The 19669-nt window shown below is 67.1% G+C and carries 15 protein-coding genes; 8 read left to right on the top strand and 7 right to left on the bottom strand.

Annotated elements, in window-relative coordinates:
• Positions 1 to 4: 4 nt before the first annotated feature.
• The 5 genes from parE (at position 5) to DMX10_RS03875 (ending at position 6546) form a co-directional block, all read left to right on the top strand.
• The gene (gene parE / locus DMX10_RS03855) at positions 5 to 1903 is read left to right on the top strand and encodes a DNA topoisomerase IV subunit B (RefSeq protein ID WP_111259866.1); all 1899 of its coding nucleotides are present in this window, start codon (positions 5 to 7) and stop codon (positions 1901 to 1903) included.
• Positions 1900 to 2883: an esterase-like activity of phytase family protein gene (locus tag DMX10_RS03860; RefSeq protein ID WP_256604763.1), complete on the top strand. Its 984-nt coding sequence runs from the start codon at positions 1900 to 1902 to the stop codon at positions 2881 to 2883. Before parE ends, DMX10_RS03860 begins: the two co-directional genes overlap by 4 nt.
• Entirely contained in the window at positions 2880 to 3404 is a 525-nt protein-coding gene (locus DMX10_RS03865; RefSeq protein WP_111259867.1) for a TIGR02281 family clan AA aspartic protease, read from the top strand. Before DMX10_RS03860 ends, DMX10_RS03865 begins: the two co-directional genes overlap by 4 nt.
• Before the next feature lie 7 nt (positions 3405 to 3411).
• Positions 3412 to 5676, top strand: a complete 2265-nt coding sequence (gene parC, locus DMX10_RS03870) for a DNA topoisomerase IV subunit A (protein WP_111259868.1) — start codon at positions 3412 to 3414, stop codon at positions 5674 to 5676.
• Positions 5677 to 5841: 165 nt separating this feature from the next.
• Positions 5842 to 6546, top strand: a complete 705-nt coding sequence (locus DMX10_RS03875; protein WP_111259869.1) for a membrane integrity-associated transporter subunit PqiC — start codon at positions 5842 to 5844, stop codon at positions 6544 to 6546.
• Positions 6547 to 6632: 86 nt separating this feature from the next.
• Here the strand turns inward: DMX10_RS03875 and DMX10_RS03880 are convergent, their stop codons facing one another.
• Both DMX10_RS03880 and DMX10_RS03885 read right to left on the bottom strand, forming a co-directional pair.
• Complete coding sequence (locus DMX10_RS03880; RefSeq protein WP_111259870.1) at positions 6633 to 7172, bottom strand: metal-dependent hydrolase; 540 nt, start codon at positions 7170 to 7172, stop codon at positions 6633 to 6635.
• Between the two features lie 25 nt (positions 7173 to 7197).
• Positions 7198 to 8733 (bottom strand): AhpA/YtjB family protein, encoded by a 1536-nt coding sequence (locus DMX10_RS03885; protein ID WP_111259871.1) that lies wholly within the window; start codon positions 8731 to 8733, stop codon positions 7198 to 7200.
• 133 nt (positions 8734 to 8866) lie between these two features.
• Between DMX10_RS03885 and serB the strand changes: the two genes are divergently transcribed.
• Entirely contained in the window at positions 8867 to 10081 is a 1215-nt protein-coding gene (gene serB / locus DMX10_RS03890) for a phosphoserine phosphatase SerB (RefSeq protein ID WP_111259872.1), read from the top strand.
• A gap of 64 nt (positions 10082 to 10145) precedes the next feature.
• On the opposite strand, the gene DMX10_RS03895 is transcribed toward serB, so the two are convergent.
• The 5 genes from DMX10_RS03895 to DMX10_RS03915 all read right to left on the bottom strand — a co-directional run bounded on the left by DMX10_RS03895 (position 10146) and on the right by DMX10_RS03915 (position 17578).
• Positions 10146 to 12215: an EAL domain-containing protein gene (locus tag DMX10_RS03895; protein WP_111259873.1), complete on the bottom strand. Its 2070-nt coding sequence runs from the start codon at positions 12213 to 12215 to the stop codon at positions 10146 to 10148.
• A 63-nt stretch (positions 12216 to 12278) separates the two neighbouring features.
• Complete coding sequence (locus DMX10_RS03900) at positions 12279 to 14102, bottom strand: molecular chaperone (protein ID WP_111259874.1); 1824 nt, start codon at positions 14100 to 14102, stop codon at positions 12279 to 12281.
• A gap of 202 nt (positions 14103 to 14304) precedes the next feature.
• A complete protein-coding gene (gene asd / locus DMX10_RS03905; protein WP_111259875.1) occupies positions 14305 to 15168 on the bottom strand; it encodes an archaetidylserine decarboxylase in 864 nt (287 codons plus the stop codon).
• 24 nt (positions 15169 to 15192) lie between these two features.
• Positions 15193 to 16008 (bottom strand): thiosulfate sulfurtransferase, encoded by an 816-nt coding sequence (gene rhdA / locus DMX10_RS03910; protein ID WP_111259876.1) that lies wholly within the window; start codon positions 16006 to 16008, stop codon positions 15193 to 15195.
• A 46-nt stretch (positions 16009 to 16054) separates the two neighbouring features.
• Positions 16055 to 17578 (bottom strand): HDOD domain-containing protein, encoded by a 1524-nt coding sequence (locus tag DMX10_RS03915; protein ID WP_111259877.1) that lies wholly within the window; start codon positions 17576 to 17578, stop codon positions 16055 to 16057.
• A gap of 115 nt (positions 17579 to 17693) precedes the next feature.
• Between DMX10_RS03915 and motA the strand changes: the two genes are divergently transcribed.
• Both motA and motB read left to right on the top strand, forming a co-directional pair.
• Positions 17694 to 18545, top strand: coding sequence for a flagellar motor stator protein MotA (gene motA, locus DMX10_RS03920; RefSeq protein ID WP_111259878.1), 852 nt, complete (start codon positions 17694 to 17696; stop codon positions 18543 to 18545).
• Positions 18546 to 18555: 10 nt separating this feature from the next.
• On the top strand, positions 18556 to 19626 hold the full coding sequence (gene motB / locus DMX10_RS03925; protein WP_111259879.1) for a flagellar motor protein MotB: 1071 nt from the start codon (positions 18556 to 18558) through the stop codon (positions 19624 to 19626).
• Positions 19627 to 19669 lie beyond the last annotated feature (43 nt).

The raw sequence follows: 19669 nt of genomic DNA on the forward strand, positions 1-19669 counted from the left end.
CCCCATGGCCCAGCAGAACGCTTACAACGCAGACGCCATCGAAGTCCTTTCCGGCCTCGACCCGGTGCGCAAGCGCCCGGGCATGTACACCGACACCAGCCGGCCCAACCACTTGGCCCAGGAAGTCATCGACAACAGCGTCGACGAAGCCCTGGCCGGCCATGCCAAGAGCGTGCAGGTGATCCTCCACGAGGACAATTCGCTGGAGGTGATCGACGATGGCCGCGGCATGCCGGTGGACATCCATCCCGAAGAGGGGGTGCCCGGCGTCGAGCTGATCCTCACCAAGCTGCACGCGGGCGGCAAGTTCTCCAACAAGAACTACCAGTTCTCCGGCGGCTTGCACGGCGTGGGCATCTCGGTGGTGAACGCCCTCTCGACCCTGGTCGAGGTGCGCGTCAAGCGCGATGGCAACGAATACCGCATGACCTTCGCCGACGGCTTCAAGTCCAGCGACCTGGAAGTGATCGGCACCGTCGGCAAGCGCAACACCGGCACCAGCGTGCATTTCTGGCCCGACGCCAAGTACTTCGACTCGCACAAGTTCTCCGTCAGCCGGCTCAAGCACGTGCTCAAGGCCAAGGCCGTGCTCTGCCCGGGGCTGCTGGTCAGCTTCGAGGACAAGGCCAGCGGCGAGCGCATCGAGTGGCACTACGAGGATGGCCTGCGTTCCTATCTGGTGGACGCGGTCAGCGAGTTCCAGCGCCTGCCGGACGAGCCCTTCGTCGGCAGCCTGGCCGGCAACAAGGAGGCCGTCGACTGGGCACTGCTGTGGCTGCCCGAGGGCGGCGAGTCCCTGCAGGAAAGCTACGTCAACCTGATTCCCACCGCCCAGGGCGGCACCCACGTCAACGGCCTGCGCCAGGGCCTGCTGGATGCGATGCGCGAGTTCTGCGAGTTCCGCAACCTGCTGCCCCGTGGCGTCAAGCTGGCTCCGGAAGACGTCTGGGAACGCATCGCCTTCGTCCTCTCGATGAAGATGCAGGACCCGCAGTTCTCCGGACAGACCAAGGAGCGGCTGTCCTCCCGGGAGGCGGCCGCCTTCGTCGCCGGCGTCGCCAAGGACGCCTTCAGCCTCTGGCTCAACGCCCACCCCGACATGGGCCTGCAACTGGCCGAGCTGGCCATCAGCAACGCCGGCCGCCGCCTCAAGGCGGGCAAGAAGGTCGAGCGCAAGAAGATCACCCAGGGCCCGGCGCTGCCCGGCAAGCTGGCCGACTGCGCAGGCCAGGACCCGATGCGTTCCGAACTGTTCCTGGTGGAGGGTGACTCTGCCGGCGGCTCGGCCAAGCAGGCGCGTGACAAGGAGTTCCAGGCGATCATGCCGCTGCGCGGGAAGATCCTGAACACCTGGGAAGTGGATGGCGGCGAAGTGCTCGCCAGCCAGGAAGTGCACGACATCGCCGTCGCCATCGGCGTCGACCCGGGCACCCCCGACGTGGCGCAACTGCGCTACGGCAAGATCTGCATCCTCGCCGACGCCGACTCCGACGGCCTGCACATCGCTACCCTGCTGTGCGCGTTGTTCGTCCGTCACTTCCGCCCGCTGGTGGAAGCCGGGCACGTCTACGTGGCCATGCCGCCGCTGTACCGCATCGACCTGGGTAAGGAGATCTACTACGCCCTCGACGACGCCGAGCGCGATGGCATCCTCGATCGCCTGGCGGCCGAGAAGAAGCGCGGCAAGCCGCAGGTCACCCGCTTCAAGGGCCTGGGCGAGATGAACCCGCTGCAACTGCGCGAAACCACCATGGACCCGAACACCCGGCGTCTGGTGCAGCTGACCCTGGAAGATGGCGAAGGCACCCACGAGATGATGGACATGCTGCTGGCGAAGAAACGCGCCGGCGACCGCAAGTCCTGGCTGGAGTCCAAGGGCAACCTGGCCGAGGTCCTGGTGTGAGGGCGAGCGTCCTTATCGCCCTGCTGCTGACCGCCTCGCCTCTGTTGGCCGCCCCGCCGGTCGAGGAACTCAAGCTCAGCGCCGAGTACCCGGTGGACGGTGTCGCCGGGGGCAACCTCTCCGGCATCGCCCTGTGTGGCAAGGAGCTGCTGGCGGTCTCCGACCGGGTCGATGACCGCCTGTTCCGCCTGGTGCCGTCGGAAGGCGTGCTCAAGGCCGAGGCCGAGCGCTTCGTCGCCCCGCCACCGCCACCCAGCGGCCTGCCGTGGGGCGTTCGAGTGCGCAACTGGGCGATGAGCAGAGTGCGCGGCAACGAACTGGACTTCGAAGGCATCACCTGCGACGCCGCTGGCAACCGCTACCTGGTGAGCGAAACCCATGCGGCGGTGCTGCAGGTACCGCACGCCGGCAGCGCCGACTGGTTGCGCCTGCCGGAGGGCCTGGTCCGCCAGGCCCGCGCCAGCGGCATGTTGCTGCACTTCAACGCCCTGCTGGAAGGCATCGCCGTCGAACCTTCCGGTGAACGCCTGTGGCTCGGCGCAGAGCGCGAACGGCGTGGCCTGATGGTGCTGCACCGCAAGCAGTCCACCTGGGGTTGCTCCGGTGGCTGCGTGCTCTTCAGCGAAGCCGGCGAGGATGTCCCGCCGCCTGGCCTGGGCAGCGGCGTGCCGATGTCCAGGGACTTCTCCGACCTGGCCTTCCACAACGGCAAGCTGTTCACGCTGGAGCGCCTTGCCCACCGCATCTGCCGCCGCGATCCGAGCAAGGGCAGCGTCGAGCGGTGCTGGTCCTTCGCCGCCGAGGCACTGGCCGAGCCGCGTCGCTACGACGCCGACTGGGGCATGGCCGAAGGCCTGTGGGTCGATGCCGAGGGCGCCTGGATCGTGCTCGACAACGGCGACAAGACCCGGGCCGACGGCGAACAGCGACCGATCGTCTGGCGCTTCGCCAAACCGAGCGGCGGCTGGGAACAGCCATGAGCGAGCAGGCGCCGGGCAAGCGTGCAGGCAGGGTCATGCTGATCCTCGCCTGGGGCATCGCCATGCTCCTGGCCACGCACTTCTTCGGTCGCTGGGAAGACGGCCAGCGCAACCCCAACCAGGTGCCGGAGTCCCTGCGCGGCGACGGCTACGTGGAGGTGCGCCTGGCCAGCAGCCGACAGGGGCACTACCTGATGAACGGGCGCATCGATGGTCGCCAGGTGACCTTCCTGCTGGATACCGGCGCCACCGCCGTGGCCGTTCCCGAGGCCCTGGCCGACGAGCTGGGCCTGGTCCCGGGCGAGCCCATCACCCTGAGCACCGCGAATGGCCGCAGCAATGGCCATCGCACCCGGCTGCGCGAGCTGCAGCTGGGGGAGATCGTCCTCGCCGACGTGCCCGCGATCATCGCGCCCGGCATGGATGGCGACGAGGTGCTGCTCGGCATGAGCGCCCTCAAACAACTCGAATTCACCCAGCGCGACGGCACCCTGGTGCTGCGCCAACACATGTCACCGTGAGGCACGCATGAGCGAATCCCTCGATCTCAGCCTGGAAGGCGTGGAGCGCCGCTCCCTCGCCGAGTTCACCGAACAGGCCTATCTCAACTATTCCATGTACGTGATCATGGACCGCGCCCTGCCGCACATCGGCGACGGCCTCAAGCCTGTGCAGCGGCGCATCGTCTACGCCATGAGCGAACTGGGCCTGGACGCCGACTCCAAGCACAAGAAGTCCGCGCGCACCGTGGGCGACGTGCTCGGCAAGTTCCACCCCCATGGCGATTCGGCGTGCTACGAAGCCATGGTGCTGATGGCCCAGCCCTTCAGCTACCGCTACACGCTGGTGGACGGCCAGGGTAACTGGGGCGCCCCGGACGATCCCAAGTCCTTCGCCGCCATGCGCTACACCGAGGCGCGCCTGTCGCGCTACTCCGAGGTGCTGCTCAGTGAACTGGGCCAGGGCACTGCGGACTGGGGGCCGAACTTCGACGGCACCCTGGAGGAGCCGCTCGTGCTGCCGGCGCGCCTGCCGAACATCCTGCTCAACGGCACCACCGGCATCGCCGTGGGCATGGCGACCGATGTGCCGCCGCACAACCTGCGTGAGGTCGCCAACGCCTGCGTGCGCCTGCTCGACGAGCCCAAGGCGACCGTCGAGCAGCTCTGCGAGCACATTCCGGGGCCGGACTATCCGACCGAGGCGGAGATCATCACGCCGCGCGCCGACCTGCTGAAGATCTACGAGACCGGCCGTGGCTCGGTGCGCATGCGTGCCGTCTACCACGTCGAGGACGGCGACATCGTCGTCACCGCGCTGCCGCACCAGGTCTCCGGTGCCAAGGTGCTGGAGCAGATCGCCGCGATGATGCAGGCCAAGCCTTCCAAGGCGCCGCAGATCGCCGACCTGCGCGACGAGTCGGACCACGAGAACCCCTGCCGCATCGTGATCATCCCCACCAGCAGTCGCGTCGACCACGCGGCGCTGATGCAGCACCTGTTCGCCAGCACCGACCTCGAGTCCACCTACCGGGTGAACATCAACATCATCGGCCTGGACGGCAAGCCCCAGGTCAAGGACCTGCGCACCCTGCTCACCGAGTGGCTGACCTTCCGCGTCGGCACCGTGCGCCGCCGCCTGCAGTTCCGCCTGGACAAGGTGGAGCACCGCCTGCACCTGCTGGAAGGCCGGCTGATCGCCTTCCTCAACCTCGACGAGGTGATCCGCATCATCCGCACCGAGGACCAGCCCAAGCCGGTGCTGATGGAGCGTTTCGGGCTCACCGAGGTCCAGGCCGAGTACATCCTCGAGACCCGCCTGCGCCAGTTGGCCCGCCTGGAAGAGATGCAGATCCGTGGCGAGCAGGAAGAGTTGGCCAAGGAGCGCGAGAAGCTGCTGGCGCTGCTGGGCAGCGAAGCCAAGCTGAAGAAGCTGGTGCGCAAGGAAATCCTCGAGGACGCCGAGAAATACGGCGATGACCGCCGCTCGCCGATCGTCGAGCGTGCCGAAGCCAAGGCACTGACCGAACACGACCTGCTGCCGAACGAGAAGGTCACGGTTGTGCTGTCGGAGAAGGGCTGGGTGCGTTCCGCCAAGGGCCACGAGATCGATGCCACCAGCCTTTCCTACAAGGCCGGCGACGAGTTCAAGGCCGCCGCGCCCGGCCGTTCGAACCAGTACGCCGTGTTCATCGACTCCACCGGACGCAGCTATTCGCTGGCGGCGCACACGCTGCCCTCGGCCCGTGGCCAGGGCGAGCCGCTGACCGGCCGCCTGGCCCCGCCGCCGGGGGCGACCTTCGAATGCGTGCTGCTGCCCGAGGACGACGCGCTCTATGTGATCGCCTCGGACGCCGGCTACGGTTTCGTGGTCAAGGGCGAGGACCTGCAGGCCAAGAACAAGGCCGGCAAGGCCCTGGTCAGCCTGCCCAATGGCGCCCGTGTCGTGCCGCCAAGGCCGCTGTCGAGCCTGGAGGAGGATTGGCTGGCGGCCGTCACCACCGAAGGGCGACTGCTGCTGTTCAAAGTGGCCGATCTGCCGCAGCTGGCCAAGGGCAAGGGCAACAAGATCATCGGCATCCCCGGCGATCGCGTCGCCAGTCGCGAGGAGTACCTGGCGGACCTGGCCGTGTTGCCGGCCGGTGCCACCCTGGTGCTCCAGGCCGGCAAGCGCACCCTGTCGCTCAAGGCCGACGACCTGGAGCACTACAAGGGCGAGCGGGGCCGACGTGGCAACAAGCTGCCGCGCGGTTTCCAGCGCGTCGACGCGCTGCTGGTCGAAGTCCAGGGCTGAATCGGCGCTCGCCGCCCGTCGGTTGCCATTCGACGCCCGAGGCTGGAGTCATCCATCACATTGGCGGATGATATGTCCCCTCGGGCCGTGCGCGGTTGTGGCGAACGCCCCGAACATCAATGAATCCGACTGTGGGTCGCCGTATGGTGGCCCTGGGTGAGAAAGATGAAACGTCTTCCTTTGTTGGCGCTGTTCACCAGCCTTCTGGGCCTGGGTGGCTGCGTTCACAATGCACCGGTACCCATGTACCAGCTCGATAGCGGCACCGCCGAACTGCCGGACCAGTCCGCCGGCATGGCCGTCCTGCTCGGGCCGGTTTCGGTTGCCGACTACCTGCAGCGCGAAACCCTGCTGCAGCGCCAGCCCGATGGCAGCCTCACCGCCTCCACCGATGGTCGCTGGGCCGGCAGCCTGGCGGGTGATATCGATCAACTGCTGCTGCGCCAATTGTCCTGGCGCCTGGACAGCCAGCGTCTGGTGCTGGCGCCCTCCACCCCCGGCTTCACCCCCGAGATCCAGGTCCTGCTGACCATCAGCCGCCTCGACTCCGGCCCCCAGCGGCCTGCCGTGCTGGAGGCCCAGTGGCGCCTGCTGGACAAGGCCGGCCAGCTGCGTGACAGCCGCCTGGTGCGCCTGGAGCAGCCCCACAGCGGCAGCGCGGCCGACCAGGTCCGTGCCCAGAGCCAGCTGCTGCAGCAGTTGGCCGAACAACTGGCCGGTGCGGTCAAGCCGCTTGCGGGCCAGCCCACGGCCGCCGCCGAGGAGCCTCGCAAGGCCAATGCCGCCCCGGCGCGCTCGCGCGGGCCGACGCCTCCGAAGATCCCGCTGGCCGCACCGGTGCGTACCGATGTGGAAGTGTTCCGCTTCTGATCGCCGCCGATCGACGAAAAAGCCCGCTTAATGCGGGCTTTTTATTGGTTTCGCGTTGGGTCGTCGAATGCCTGGGCGATGGCGCTTCAGGTGGCCGGGCGCCTGCCGAACAGGCGCCGTACGCCGAGGCCGCCGAGTGCCAGCAGCAGGCAGGGCAGGCCGACCCAGCGGGCTTCGGAGAGCAGCACGTCGATGCCGCGCTGGGTGAAGAAGCCGCCAATGAAGGGGGACACCTCGATGGGGCGCCAGGGCAGGAAATGGCGCTGCATGTCCCAGGGCCAGAACCAGGCCACGCCCAGGCCGCCGTCGGTCATGGCGTCGAGCAGGCTGTGGCTGAGGGTCGCGAGGCCGATGAACAGGCCCGCCTTCAGGGGGCCGCAGCGCAGCAGCGGATGGATCAGGGCGCCGAACAGGCCGCAGCAGGCGGCGAACAGCAGTGAATGGCTGAAACCCCGGTGGCCGAAGGCGTCGGCGTAGGCGATGCCGAGCTTGAAGGCGGCGACATCGGCGTCGGGCAGGCAGGCGAAGAACAGCCCCGCCAGCAGCAGCCACGGTGGGATGACGCGACTGCCAAGAGCGATGCCCACCGCGAGGACGGGCAGGGGATGGGTGATGAGGGTGGTCATGGCGCCTGTCCTTGGCTTGCCGGGCTCAGTGGCGCCCGGCGTCGTGCATGTGGGCCAGCTGGCGTTCCAGCAGCGAGGGGTAGGGTTCCAGCAGGCGCTCGACGCAGCAGGCGCCTTCCGGGCTGGCGATGGGGCGTACGCGGGCGCGTTGGCGAACCAGCGCATCGTCGGCGATGGCGCGCTCCACCAGCAGCAGGTTGCGGCTGTGCTGGCTCAGCGCCAGTGCGCTCTGGGTGGTGTCGTCCAGCAGCAGGCCGCCCTGGCCCAGGCCGGCGAGGCTGTCGCCGAGGGTCAGGCCCAGTTGCAGCTGCAGGGTGATGCCGCTGTCGGCCACTTCGATCTGCAGGGCATGGCCGAGTGCGCGCAGCAGCTCGCCGCAGCACAGCGCATGGGTCAGGTGGTCCTCGCCACTGTCGGCGCTGTGGAACAGCATCAGGCTGCTGCCGTCATTGAGCGTGTGCAGCTCGCCCTGGTACAGCTCGGCGGCCTGCTCGAGGCAGTCGCGGTAGCGCTGCAGCAGGTCCAGCAGCCGGCTGCGGGGCAGGCGGCGCAGCTGGTCCTGGGCGCCGAGCTGCACGGCGAGCACGGCGCTGCGGTGCAGGTCGTCCTCGCTCTCCTCGGGTTCGAGCGCCGGGGCTGTGGCGGGTGGTTCTTCCTCGCGCGGGCGCAGGTCGGCGAAGGGGTCGTCCTCGTCCGGGGTGAACAGGCGGCTCGGGCTTTCCTCGGCGCTGTCGCCGTCGAAGCTGTCATCGCGCAGGTTGCGGATCTCGAAGCCCTCTTCCCCGTGTTCCTGGTCGTCTTCGAGGAAGCCTTCTTCCTCGTCCAGGTAAGCCTCCTCGATCTCGGGTTCGGGCTCAGGTTCGGGCTTCTCCGGCACCAGGCGCGCCTGCAACTGGCGGGCGAGGTCGCCGATCTCGTCCTGGCGGCCGGCGCCGGGGGCGGGGTCGTCCGGATCGCGCAACCAGACCCGCAGTTGCAGCAGCGGGGTGGAGATGTGTCGGCCGAGGCGCAGGCTGAGGGACAGTGCCAGGGCGAGGAGGATCAGGCTGAGCAGGCCCATGCTCTGCAGGCTGATGGTCATGGGCTGCTGGAACTGCTGCATGTCCAGGCTCAGGCGCAGGTGCCCGGCGATCACCTCCTGGAAGGTGATGGGCGTGGAGTACAGGCCTTCGACTTCGCCCAGGAGGCCCTGCTTGGGACGCGACCCGGCTTCGGCGAGGATGCGGTTGTCCACGCTGTAGATGGCGGCATGGGCCACCAGGGGGTTCTTCACCAGGTTGTTGAGCAGCACGTTGAGGCTGAGGATGTCATTGGACACCAGCAGCTCGGTGGCGGAAGCGGCGGTCTGCGCGGTCAGGCTCTGGCCCAGGGCGTCGGCCTGCTGTTGCATCGCCTGCTTGAACTGCATGCCCATCACCCAGGCGTAGATCACCAGGGCCAGGGCGACCAGCAGGAGGCTGTGGCTGGCGATGCGCAAGGCGATCGGCACACGGCGCTGGCGCAGGGCGTGGTAGATCAGCAGGAAGAAGTTGTCGGGTTTGACGGGCGTAGGCCGGTTCACAGAGCTCGGCTCTTCTCGGACGGAATTGTGGCGCAGTATAACGGCGCCCCCTAGCAGGGCAAAGCGCCCGGCATGCTCGTCAGACCGTGAAAGTGGGTAGAATGTGCGCCTTTTCCACTGCGGGAGGTGCGCCTTGCGCGAAATAGTCCTGATCAACATCACCGGGGAAGACCGTCCCGGCCTCACCGCCGCGATCACCGGTGTTCTCGCACAGGGCGGGGTGAACATCCTCGACATCGGCCAGGCGGTCATCCACGACACGCTGTCCTTCGGCATCCTGGTGGAGATACCGGACAACGAGCAGGCGTCGTCCGTGCTCAAGGACGTGCTGTTCACCGCCTACAAGCTGGACCAGCAGGTGCGCTTCACGCCGGTTTCCGAGAGCGACTACCAGGTCTGGGTCGGTGGCCAGGGCAAGCCCCGCCACATGGTGACCCTGCTGACCCGCAAGGTCACCGCCGAGCAGTTGCAGCGCGTCAGCGCCATCACCGCCAAGTACGGCCTGAACATCGATCACATCGACCGTCTCTCCGGGCGCATGCCGCTCGATATGCCGGCCAGCCAGGGCAAGGGCTGCATCGAGTTCTCCGTGCGCGGCGAGCCGGCCGACCCGGCGGCGCTGCGGGCCGAGTTCCTCAGCGTGGCCCAGGAGCTGAACGTCGACATCGCCTTCCAGCGTGATTCGGTGTTCCGCCGCAACCGCCGCCTGGCGGTGTTCGACATGGACTCCACGCTGATCGAGGCCGAGGTGATCGACGAGCTTGCCAAGGCTGCCGGCGTCGGTGAGCAGGTGGCCGAGATCACCGAGCGCGCCATGCGCGGGGAGCTGGACTTCCGCGCCAGCTTCAAGGAGCGCCTGGCGCTGCTTCGGGGCCTCTCCGAGGACGTGCTGGAGGAGATCGGTGCCTCCCTGCGCCTGACCGAGGGTGCCGAGACGCTGTTCGCCGAGCTCAAGCGCCTGGGTTACAAGACCGCGATCCTCTCCGGTGGCTTCAGCTACTTCGCCAAGCAATTGCAGGCCAGGCTCGGCATCGATTACGTGTTCGCCAACGAGCTGCAGATCGAGGACGGCAAGCTGACCGGCGTCGCCGTCGAGCCGATCGTCGACGCCCAGCGCAAGGCCGACCTGCTGCGCGAGCTGGCGGAGAAGGAAGGGCTGCGCCTGGAGCAGACCATTGCCGTGGGGGATGGCGCCAACGATCTGCCGATGCTGGCCCTGGCCGGGCTGGGCGTGGCCTTCCGCGCCAAGCCGCTGGTCAAGCAATCGGCCAAGCAGGCCATTTCCACGCTGGGCCTGGACGGCATCCTCTACCTGCTGGGCTTCCGCGACCGCGACGGCCAGGATTGATCGGCACCTCGGAAACGAGAAAGCCGCCCGAGGGCGGCTTTTTCTTTGGGGCGCCGTGAACGGCTTACTCGTCGCCTGACGAGAAGTCGTAGTCCATCGACTGGCTCGGGCCCTGCAGATAGTAGCCCTGGATGTAGTTGACCCCGGCCTGCCAGAGGGTGGCCAGCACGCTGGCACTCTCGACGTAGGGCACGATGGTCAGCTTGGCCTGGGAGTGCAGGCTGGCCAGCAGGGTCTTCAGGGCTTCCTGGCTTTCGGCCTTGCTCAGGTCCTGGGTGAAGGAGCCGTCGACCTTCACGAAGTCGATGGTCAGGTGCTTGAGCGTGTTGAAGGGGTTGAGTGCGCAGCCGAACTGGCTCAGGGCGACCTGGCAGTGCAGCTCGGCGAGGCCCTGGGTCAACGCCTTGGCCTGCTTCAGGTAGGCGATGGCATCCGGTTCGCTGAACTGGAAGACCAGCGCGTCGGACGGCAGGCGAGCGGCCTTGAGGGCGACGCTGAGCCACGGCAGCAGGGTCTGGTCCTGCAGGCTGGCGCCGGACAGGTGCACGAACAGGCGCGTGCTGTGGCCCTTCGAGCGGTGTTCGGAGAGCAGTTTGATGGAGTTGAGGATCACCCAGCGGTCGATCTTCTCGGCCAGCCCGGCGTCCTTGGCGGCACCGAGGAAATCGGCCGGCGGCACTTCCTCGCCCTGGGGGCTGAGCAGGCGCAGGAGGACTTCGTAATGTTCGAAGTTGTCGCCGCGCAGGCTGATGATCGGCTGGAACAGCAGGCGGAAGCTGTTGTTCTCCAGGGCCTGCTGGACCATGGCCACCAGGCTGCCGCGGTTGGCGGCCGCGGCCAGTTCGCTGGCCGGGTTGTACAGCCGCACTTCGTTGCCGTCGGTGATTTCGTCCGCGCAGCGATGGGCGCGGTCGATCACTTCCTGGGCCTTGGGCGTGGTCTCGTTGAGGCCGGCGACGCCGATGGACAGGCTCATCTGTACGGTGCGGCCACTGACGTCGAACAGGTGGCCTTCGACCTTCTTCAGCAGGGTGTTCAGGCCTTCGCGGGCCTGCTCCGGCGTCTGGCCGGGTTGCAGCACGCTGAACACGTCGTCGCCGAAACGAGCCAACTGGGCATCGGCCGGGAAGTGGGCGCGCAGGAGGTTGGCCAGGTCGGTGAGCAGCAGGTCGCTGCCGGCGATGCCGACATCCGCCTGCAGGCCTGAATAGCGGTCGACGCGGATGTAGGCGAGGGAGGCGGGCTGGCCGGCATTCACCGCGCGGTCGGCGGCGGCGTCCATCAGTTCGCTGAAGTGGTTGCGGTTGTACAGGCCGGTGACCAGGTCCTGGCTGCTGATCTCGCGCAGCTTTTCTTCCAGCTCGGCGCTGGCGGTTTCCGCGCGGATCACCACCTGGATGCAGGGCTCGCCGTCGTAGGTGGCGGGCGAGAAACTCATGCGGGCCTGGAAGCTCTGGCCGTCGACCTTGGCGCCGGAGCAGGTCAGTTCGGCGCTGCCGTCGCCACTGCGGTAGTTCTTGAGGAAATCCTTGAACGCGCTCTGGTCGCTGCCGGCGATCAGGTCGATCATCGGCATGCCTTCCAGTTCTTCCGCGTCCTCGTAGCCGAACATCTCGACATAGGCGCGGTTGGCATAGATGTGCATGCCGTCGTGGACGTAGGTGATGGCGTCCACGGAGCTGTCCAGCAGCAACTGGCAGCGCTTCTCGGCCTCGCGCAGGCTGACTTCGGCAGCGCGACGGGAGCGGCGCTCCTCGAGGTTGGCCAGCTCGCGGTTGGCCACCAGCACCAGGCGCTCGTCCTCGCCCTGGGGCAGGGCATCCTGGGCGCCGAGGGCGAGGGCTTCGGTGATCAGGTCGGAATCGTTCTCCGCTACCAGCTGGATGAACGGAATGTCCTTGGCCTGGCGGCGGATGGCGTTGAGGGCTTCGCCGGGGGAGAGGTTGTCACTCTCGGGGGCGGCGATGAGCAGATCCCAGCTCTGCTGGAGGACCTCGGCGAGGTCGTCACTGGAGACGAGGCGGTGAACGCGGGTCGCGCGACCGGAGTTGCGAAACAGGCTGACCAGGCGCTCGGCTTCGTTCTGCGAGTCTTCCAGGATCAGCAGACGGATGGTTTTCTTTTCGATTGCCATGGCGTGTGCTTAGACCGCGCCGAACGGGCGCTAATAGGCGACAAATGGTGATGGCACGGGAATCTACAGCGACTTCCAGAGGGAGTCAAAATCTTCCTCCCCAGCCGGGCTCTGCTCGCTGGAAGCTGTGACGGGCTTCCCGGGATTCTCGTTTTCCTGCTCGAACGCGCGATATTCGAACTGACTGAAACTGCCGGTGGTGGTCTGGCGGCTGGTGAGCACGGCACGACGCTCCTTGCCGTGGATATTGATCTGCACCTTGTTGCCCTCCTGGAAAGGCAGGCGCGGCGTGATCAGGGTGGCGGGGCGCGAGATGGCGCTGATTTCGGGTAGCAGCAAGGCGCGCAGGTAGTGGCTGTGCTGGTCGGCCTTGCGCAGCAGTTGCAGGCCGCAGGCCTGGGCGTGGGGTGCGATCAGCTCGATGCCCATCTGCGTGCCGCCACCACGTACCTGGCGGATCCAGCGCACCACGGCGACGCTCCAGCCCTGGCCGGGGCCGTCCTGGATGCCCAGCAGTTCACCAGCCTGCAGCTGGCTCGGGACTTCCTTGGGCCAGCTCAGGCAGTAGCCGCCGGGGCTGTGGTTGACAATCGACAGGGCGAAGGTCGGGTAGCTTTCCGCACTGGGGGCGGCGGGCGCGTGCTGCGGCGAGGTGTCGCCGCTGACCACGGGCTTGCTGTACTGGATTTCCTCGTAGGGCAGGCCGGCTTCCCAGTTCTGGTTGGGCTGGGCGTCGAAGGCATTGCCCCAGACATCGCCCTCGTCCTTGTTGATCGGCTTGAACACGGCCTGGCCGATCTCGACCGGCAGCTTGAGGACCTCGCTGAACGGCTTGCTGCCGGAAATGAAGAAGTGCAGGGCGCTCATGCCGATGCACAGCGTGAGATTGCCGCGGCCCGGGTTGCGCTGGAAGGTGCGCTCGGAGATATCGCCCCAGGCTGAACTCAGGTGCTGAAGCAGGTCGAGGCTGATGCCTTCCGGCAGCAGCAGGCGGGCTTTTTCGCGATTCTCGCTGGGCAGCAGCAGGTATTCCTTGATCGCATCCACCAGCGGCAGCGGGTCGATGCCCAGCAGGTTGTGCAGCTCGTTGTCCTGGAACAGCGACTTGTAGCGCGGCGGGCCATCCACCTGGGTGGCGACGGCGAACAGCGTCGAGGGGGCGTCGCCGGGCTGCAGGCGCACCAGGCTGCTCCAGGGCTCGAGCACTTCGGCGAGGCGGGCGATGTTGTTCTGGCGCATCTGGTTGCAGCGCGCGCAGCCCAGCAGCAGCGCGACCAGGTAGGTCTGCTCGACGCTGAGGCCGTCGGTATGGCGGGCGAGGTTGTCACGGATGATGGCGCGCTGGGCCTGGCGGGATGCAGCGATCTGGTAGAGCTGGTGCAGCTCCAGCCACAGCCCCTCGGGCACCGGACAGTAGAGCTGGCTGGCGCGGATCAGCGCGCCATTGAGGCTGTGCATGGCCCGTTGCAGGGCGATGGTCAGCAGTTGCGCGCCCTCCTTCGACTGACGCGCCGACTCATGGGCGACGATCTGCTTGTAGCCGATGGCGAGGTGGTTCTGCAGGGCCTGGCAGAGGTTGGCGACCTTGCGCGGGCGCTCGTCGAGGACGATGGCCTGGTTGAGGAAGTGGCGCTCCAGGTGCTGGCAGACGTAGTACACCTCGGGGCGCAGGAGCTCGAGCAGTTGCAGGCGGTTGTCGCTGGCAGTGACGAGCTGGTTGAGTTCCACCAGGGCCTGGTAGAGCTGGCGTGCGGTCTCGCCGAGGTTGGCCTTGGGCAGGCCGGATATCCAACGCTTCAGGTCACGCGGGGTGGCGTCGCAGAAGGACAGGTTCTGCTTGTTCGGAGTAGGAACACGCAATAACAGGTGGGGACTCTGTTTGTCCATGTAGCTCGAATGCTCCAACTGCGCCGGGCGAGACGTACGGTAAATTCACTCGCACTCTAGCAGCATCCCTTGCCCATCGCAGCCCATCGCGGGGCTGGTGTGGCCAAGTGCTGCCAGTGGATGGGCGACGGGCCGGGATGGCTGCCCTGCACGGTTGGACATTCGGTCGCAGGCTTGCGTTCCACCCGGCCCGCCCGGTTCATCAGGCCTGTGCGGGCAGGGCGAGAAGCTCGCCCATGCTGACCGCGCTGCCGGCGGCGAGGCCTTCGGCCCAGCGGATCTGCTGAGGCCCGAAGAGCACGATGGCAGTGGAGCCCAGCTTGAATCGGCCCAGTTCCGCGCCTTTTTCCAGACTGATCGGTGCCCGTGCGGCCTCATCGTAGCGGAAGGTCTTCAGCTCGCGTTTGGGCGGCGTCACCAGGCCGGCCCAGACCGTCTCGATGGAGGCGACGATCATGGCGCCCACCAGCACCACGGCCATCGGGCCGCGCTCGGTGTCGAACAGGCAGACCACGCGCTCGTTGCGGGCGAACAGCTCGGGCACGTTTTCGGCGGTGCTCTGGTTCACCGAGAACAGGCGCCCCGGCACGTAGACCATCTCGCGCAGGGTGCCGCCGAGCGGTGCGTGCACGCGGTGGTAGTCGCGCGGCGACAGGTAGATGGTGGCGAAGTCACCGCCCATGAAGGGCGCCGCACGCTCGGCGTCGCCGCCCAGCAGTTCGAGGACGCTGAAGCTGTGGCCCTTGGCCTGGAAGATGCGACCGTGCTCGATGGGACCGAGCTGGCTGACCGCACCGTCGGCAGGGCAGAGGATGGCGCCAGGCGTCGGGTCGAGCGGGCGTGCGCCGTCTTTCAGGGCGCGGGTGAAGAAGGCGTTGAAGTGCTCGTAGGCGGTGAGGTCCTCGACCAGGGCCTCGCTCATGTTCACCTGGTAGCGCCGGGCGAACCAGGCGGTGAAGGCGTTCTTGAACCAGCGCACGCGGCATTCCGCCACGCAACCGGCCAGGCGCGAGAGCAGGTGATGGGGCAGCAGGTACTGGCTGATGATGAACAGGCGTTCTTTCATGGGTGTTCCTTGTTTACCGGAGGCTCAGGCCTCGACAGGGGTATCCGGGTGGTTGCCCCACTCCGACCAGGAGCCGGCGTAGCCCTTCACGCGGGGGTAGCCCAGCGCCTTGGCCACCAGGTAGGTGAAGCCGGAGCGGTGGTGGGTCTGGCAGTGGGTGACGATTTCCTTGTCCGGGGTGATGCCGAGAGACTGCAGAATCTCGGCGATGTCCTCGCGGATGCGCAGGGCGCGCTGCGGGTCCATGCCGGCGGTCCATTCGAAGTTCACCGCCCCCGGGATGTGGCCACCCTTGGCCGCCAGGACCTTGGTGCCGGCGTATTCGCCGGGGCCACGTGCGTCCCAGATGGCGAGGTCAGCGGCGCCGAGACGGCCTTGCAGGTACTCGCGGGTGGCGGTGGGTTCGTCGTGGATCACCAGCGGCAGCGGGCCACCGTCCGCGTCCGGGACCTGGGTGGAGGTCTCGCGGCCATCGGCCAGCCAGGCGCGCAGGCCACCGTTCAGGTAGTGGTATCGGCGGTGGCCGATCACATCCAGCAGCCAGATGAAGCGGCCGGCCCAGCCGCCGCCCTCGTCATCGTAGACGACGTAGGTGGCGTCGGTGCGCTGGCCCAGTTCACCGAACAGGGCTTCGAGGTCGGCCTTGGCGGGCAGCAGGCCGGGCGCGGGGGGCTGGCCGAGCTGGGTGCGCTTGGGATCGACGAAGCGGGCTCCGGGAATGTGGCCCTCCGCGTAGCGCGCGGCGCTGGTCAGGTCCACCAGTATCAGGTCGGGCGCATCGAGTCGCGCTGCCAGGTCGGCCGGTTCGATGACCAGCGGCAAGCCGGTAAAGGCGGACATTGAAGACTCCGGGGATGGGTGAAAAAGGCGGATTGTAGCGGAAAGGTCAGCGGCCGCGCGTGGCAAAGCTGGTCAGGGCGCGCTCGATGCATTGCACCGTCTTTCCGAATGCCTGGAGGCTCACGTCCGCGAACGGCTGGCCGCCCTGGTCGGCGATCACCAGCAGCGCGACCCGGCCATTGGCGGGGATGGAGCGCAGCAACAGGTGGTCGGCGGGGAACAAGGCCTTGAGGTTGCCGGGAAACAGCGCCGAGTACTGCGCGGCGTTCTCCGGCGTCAGGCGCAGTTGCCCGGGCTGCGCGAGCAGGCGGCGCAGCACCTGGCTCTGCGCGGGGTCCAGGGCCAGGCTGGCGGCCTCCTTGGGCAGGCCGGCGCTCTGTTGCACCATCAGCCTGCTCAGGGTGCGGTCGGCGAGGAGGATCAGGCAGCGGCGCATGCCGCAGGCAGCCAGCGCATCGCGGGCGCAGGCGGTGAGCTGGACGATGTTGGCGAAGGCGGTGGGCTCCTTGAGCAACTGGCCACAATGCTGGCGCCACTCGGTCAGTGCGGCGGCAGGAGGCGGCGTCGATTTCACTTCCTCGGTCGGCCAGCGGCTGCAGTCCCAGGGCCAGATCAGCGCTTGTGCAGGGTGCCAGAGGTCGCTGCGGGCGTGCTTGCGGGCACTGTCCACGGCGTGCTGGTGGATGAGCTGCTGCAACTCGGTCAGCGGCAGCTGCATATAGAGGCCGGTCAGGCGTTGCCAGCGCAGGCTGTGGTCGCAGGCCCAGGAGTCGTGGGCGGAGACGGCCAGACCGTTGGCCAGCAGGACCGTGTTGCCGGGTTGGGTGAGCCAGCGGCGCAGGGCCGGATCGGCGTCGAGCAGTTGCTGCTGGTGCAACGGGTGTTCGTTGTCGCGGGCGATGTGCAGGGCCTTGACCAGCATGCGCCGGTCGGCGTTGAGCAGGCGGTAGCCGTAGGTGATCCAGTCCGGCAGCTTCCAGTGCTCGGCCAGGGCCTGGCACAGCTTGAGCAGCGGTACGCCGAGGAGTTCGACTTCCACCTTGAGCGCCGGCTCGCCGCGGACGATGACGCGGGTTTCCCAGGCGGCGAACAGGTGCGGGTGCAACGCCAGCAGCGGCCACAGCGGTGAGAGGAAGAGCAGGCTGTTCCAGTGGATTTCCTGCCACAGGCGTGCGAGGCGGGCGGCGAACAGGCCGCTGGCCTGTTGCGAGGCGTGCTGGCTGATGAGCTGCAACTGGCGCAGCGCCGGGGGAATGTTGGCTTCGTCGACGGCGGGCAGGCGCGCGAGCAGCTCTTCCGAGCGTTTCAGGCCAAGGCGGGTGAGGGCGACTTCGAGGCTTTCTGCCGGGCTGTCGAGGGAAGAACCGGAGCGGTTCGCCTCGCGCATGATGCTCAGGGCCAGGGCGGGACTATCCTGAATCAGGTCGGCGATCTCGCGCATGGAACGGCGGCTGTCGCCCAGCGCCCTGCGCACCCGTTCGTGACTCTCGGCCGGGATCGGTAGACGGACGCCATCCAGGTGTTTGATCCAGGCGTCGAGGGTGCGTGGTAGGGCCATCTGCGTCTTCATGCGGGTTGAGCCAAACTGGCTTTTCGCCTTAACTGGCTATAGTCTGGCGCATAAGTTCCGATAATTAGAAGGGTTGTTTTCATAACCCTATTACTGACCCTTCAAGTCTCACTTTATGGCAAAAATAATCGGCATCATCGTCGTATTCGCCACCGTTCTCGGCGGATATGTCCTTTCCCACGGCAAGATTGGTGCCCTGATACAGCCTTTCGAGGTATTGATCATCGGTGGCGCTGCGCTCGGGGCCTTTCTCCAGGCCAACCCGGGCAGCACCTTCATGCATGTGCTGAAGAAGTCGCTGAAGATGTTCGGCTCGCGGTTTACCCACGCGTTCTACCTGGAAGTGTTGCGCCTGCTTTACGAAATCCTCAACAAGAGCCGCCGTGAAGGGATGATGGCCATCGAGGCCGACATCGAGGACCCGGCGGCCAGCCCGATCTTCAGCAAGTACCCGGCGATCCTCAAGGACGCGGGCATGGTCGCCTACATCAGCGACTACCTGCGCATCATGTCCTCCGGCAACATGGCGCCCCACGAACTGGAAGGCCTGTTCGACATGGAGCTGGGCAGCCTGAAGGAGGAGTTCGAGCATCCGGCCCATGCGGTCAACCGTATCGCCGACGGCCTGCCGGGCTTCGGCATTGTGGCGGCGGTACTGGGCATCGTGGTGACCATGGCGCTGCTCGGCCAGGTCGAGCAGTCGGCGCTGGGGCAGCACGTGGGCGCGGCCCTGGTGGGTACCTTCCTCGGTATTCTCGCGGCCTATGGTTTCTTCGGCCCCCTTGCCGTGTCCCTGGAGCACGACGCCAAGGAAGAACTCAACGTCTATGAAGCCATCAAGGCCTGCCTGGTGGCATCGGCTTCCGGCATGCCGCCCTCGCTGGCGGTGGAGTTCGGGCGCAAGGTCCTGTTCCCTGCGCACCGGCCGAGCTTCAGCGAGCTCGAGCAGGCCGTGCGCGGTAGCTGAAGACTGAGTCATGGACAACAACCAGCCGATCATCGTCAAACGCGTCAAGAAGTACGCGGCGGGGCACCACGGCGGTGCGTGGAAGATCGCGTTCGCCGACTTCGCCACGGCGATGATGGCGTTCTTCCTGGTGCTCTGGCTGATGTCCTCGGCGACGCCCGAGCAGAAGAAGGCCATTTCCGGCTACTTCCAGGACCCCATCGGCTTCACCGAAAGCGCCAGCCCCTATGTGATCGACCTCGGCGGCACGCCGACGCCGGCACCTGATCGCACGCTCAATCCGGAACTCAAGGACGCGCCCGACGCGCAGGAAGCGGCCATCGATTCGACCAACCAGCAGGTCGACGCCAAGCAGGTCGAGACCCTGGCCGACCAGATCGAGAAGGAGCGTCTCGAGATGCTGCTGCAGGAACTGCAGAACAAGGTCGACGAGAACCCGGAGCTGCGCAAGTTCAAGGACCAGATCCTCTTCGAGATCACCCAGGACGGCCTGCGCATCCAGATCATGGACGCTGCCAACCGCCCCATGTTCGACCTCGGCAGCGCGCGCCTGCAGCCCTATTTCGAGGACATCCTGCTGATCATGGCCGAGACCATCAAGGCCGTGCCGAACAAGATCAGCATCAGCGGTCACACCGATGCCAAACCGTTCGCGGGTACCGGGGATTTCGGCAACTGGGAGCTTTCCGCCGGCCGCGCCAATGCCGCGCGTCGCACCCTAGTGGCCGGCGGCTACCCGGACGATCAGGTGGCGCGGGTGGTCGGCTACGCCTCCTCGGCACTGTTCGATCGCGAGGACCCCTTCAATCCGGTGAACCGCCGCATCGACATCATCGTGCTGACCAAGAAGGCGCAGCGGGACATCGAAGGCTCCCATGGCGACCAGAATGCGCCTGCCGAAGTCGATGCCCCGCCATCCATGCCCGCCAGTGGCACCCAGCCGGCCCTGCCGGGCGCGGCGTCGGGCACCCAGGCTACGCCGCCCGCTGGCGCCGCACCGCTGCAGCCCCAGGAGTTGCAGCAGAAGTTGAATATCTTCGAAGACGGCGTGCTGAAGATGGAAGAGAACAAGCAGCCCTGATCGACCGCAGAGCCGCCCGGAATGAACGAGGCCACGCGATCGC

Source organism: Pseudomonas sp. 57B-090624 (assembly GCF_003234055.1).
Lineage (GTDB): Bacteria > Pseudomonadota > Gammaproteobacteria > Pseudomonadales > Pseudomonadaceae > Metapseudomonas > Metapseudomonas tohonis.

Excerpts from the sequence above, each read along its gene's own strand:
- DMX10_RS03900 (WP_111259874.1), bottom strand. The coding sequence starts at position 14,102 with ATGGACAAACAGAGTCCCCACCTGTTATTGCGTGTTCCTACTCCGAAC.
- DMX10_RS03895 (WP_111259873.1), bottom strand. The coding sequence starts at position 12,215 with ATGGCAATCGAAAAGAAAACCATCCGTCTGCTGATCCTGGAAGACTCG.
- asd (WP_111259875.1), bottom strand. The coding sequence starts at position 15,168 with ATGAAAGAACGCCTGTTCATCATCAGCCAGTACCTGCTGCCCCATCAC.
- DMX10_RS03915 (WP_111259877.1), bottom strand. The coding sequence starts at position 17,578 with ATGAAGACGCAGATGGCCCTACCACGCACCCTCGACGCCTGGATCAAA.
- rhdA (WP_111259876.1), bottom strand. The coding sequence starts at position 16,008 with ATGTCCGCCTTTACCGGCTTGCCGCTGGTCATCGAACCGGCCGACCTG.
- parE (WP_111259866.1), top strand. The coding sequence starts at position 5 with ATGGCCCAGCAGAACGCTTACAACGCAGACGCCATCGAAGTCCTTTCC.
- DMX10_RS03875 (WP_111259869.1), top strand. The coding sequence starts at position 5,842 with ATGAAACGTCTTCCTTTGTTGGCGCTGTTCACCAGCCTTCTGGGCCTG.
- DMX10_RS03880 (WP_111259870.1), bottom strand. The coding sequence starts at position 7,172 with ATGACCACCCTCATCACCCATCCCCTGCCCGTCCTCGCGGTGGGCATC.
- motB (WP_111259879.1), top strand. The coding sequence starts at position 18,556 with ATGGACAACAACCAGCCGATCATCGTCAAACGCGTCAAGAAGTACGCG.
- parC (WP_111259868.1), top strand. The coding sequence starts at position 3,412 with ATGAGCGAATCCCTCGATCTCAGCCTGGAAGGCGTGGAGCGCCGCTCC.
- motA (WP_111259878.1), top strand. The coding sequence starts at position 17,694 with ATGGCAAAAATAATCGGCATCATCGTCGTATTCGCCACCGTTCTCGGC.
- DMX10_RS03865 (WP_111259867.1), top strand. The coding sequence starts at position 2,880 with ATGAGCGAGCAGGCGCCGGGCAAGCGTGCAGGCAGGGTCATGCTGATC.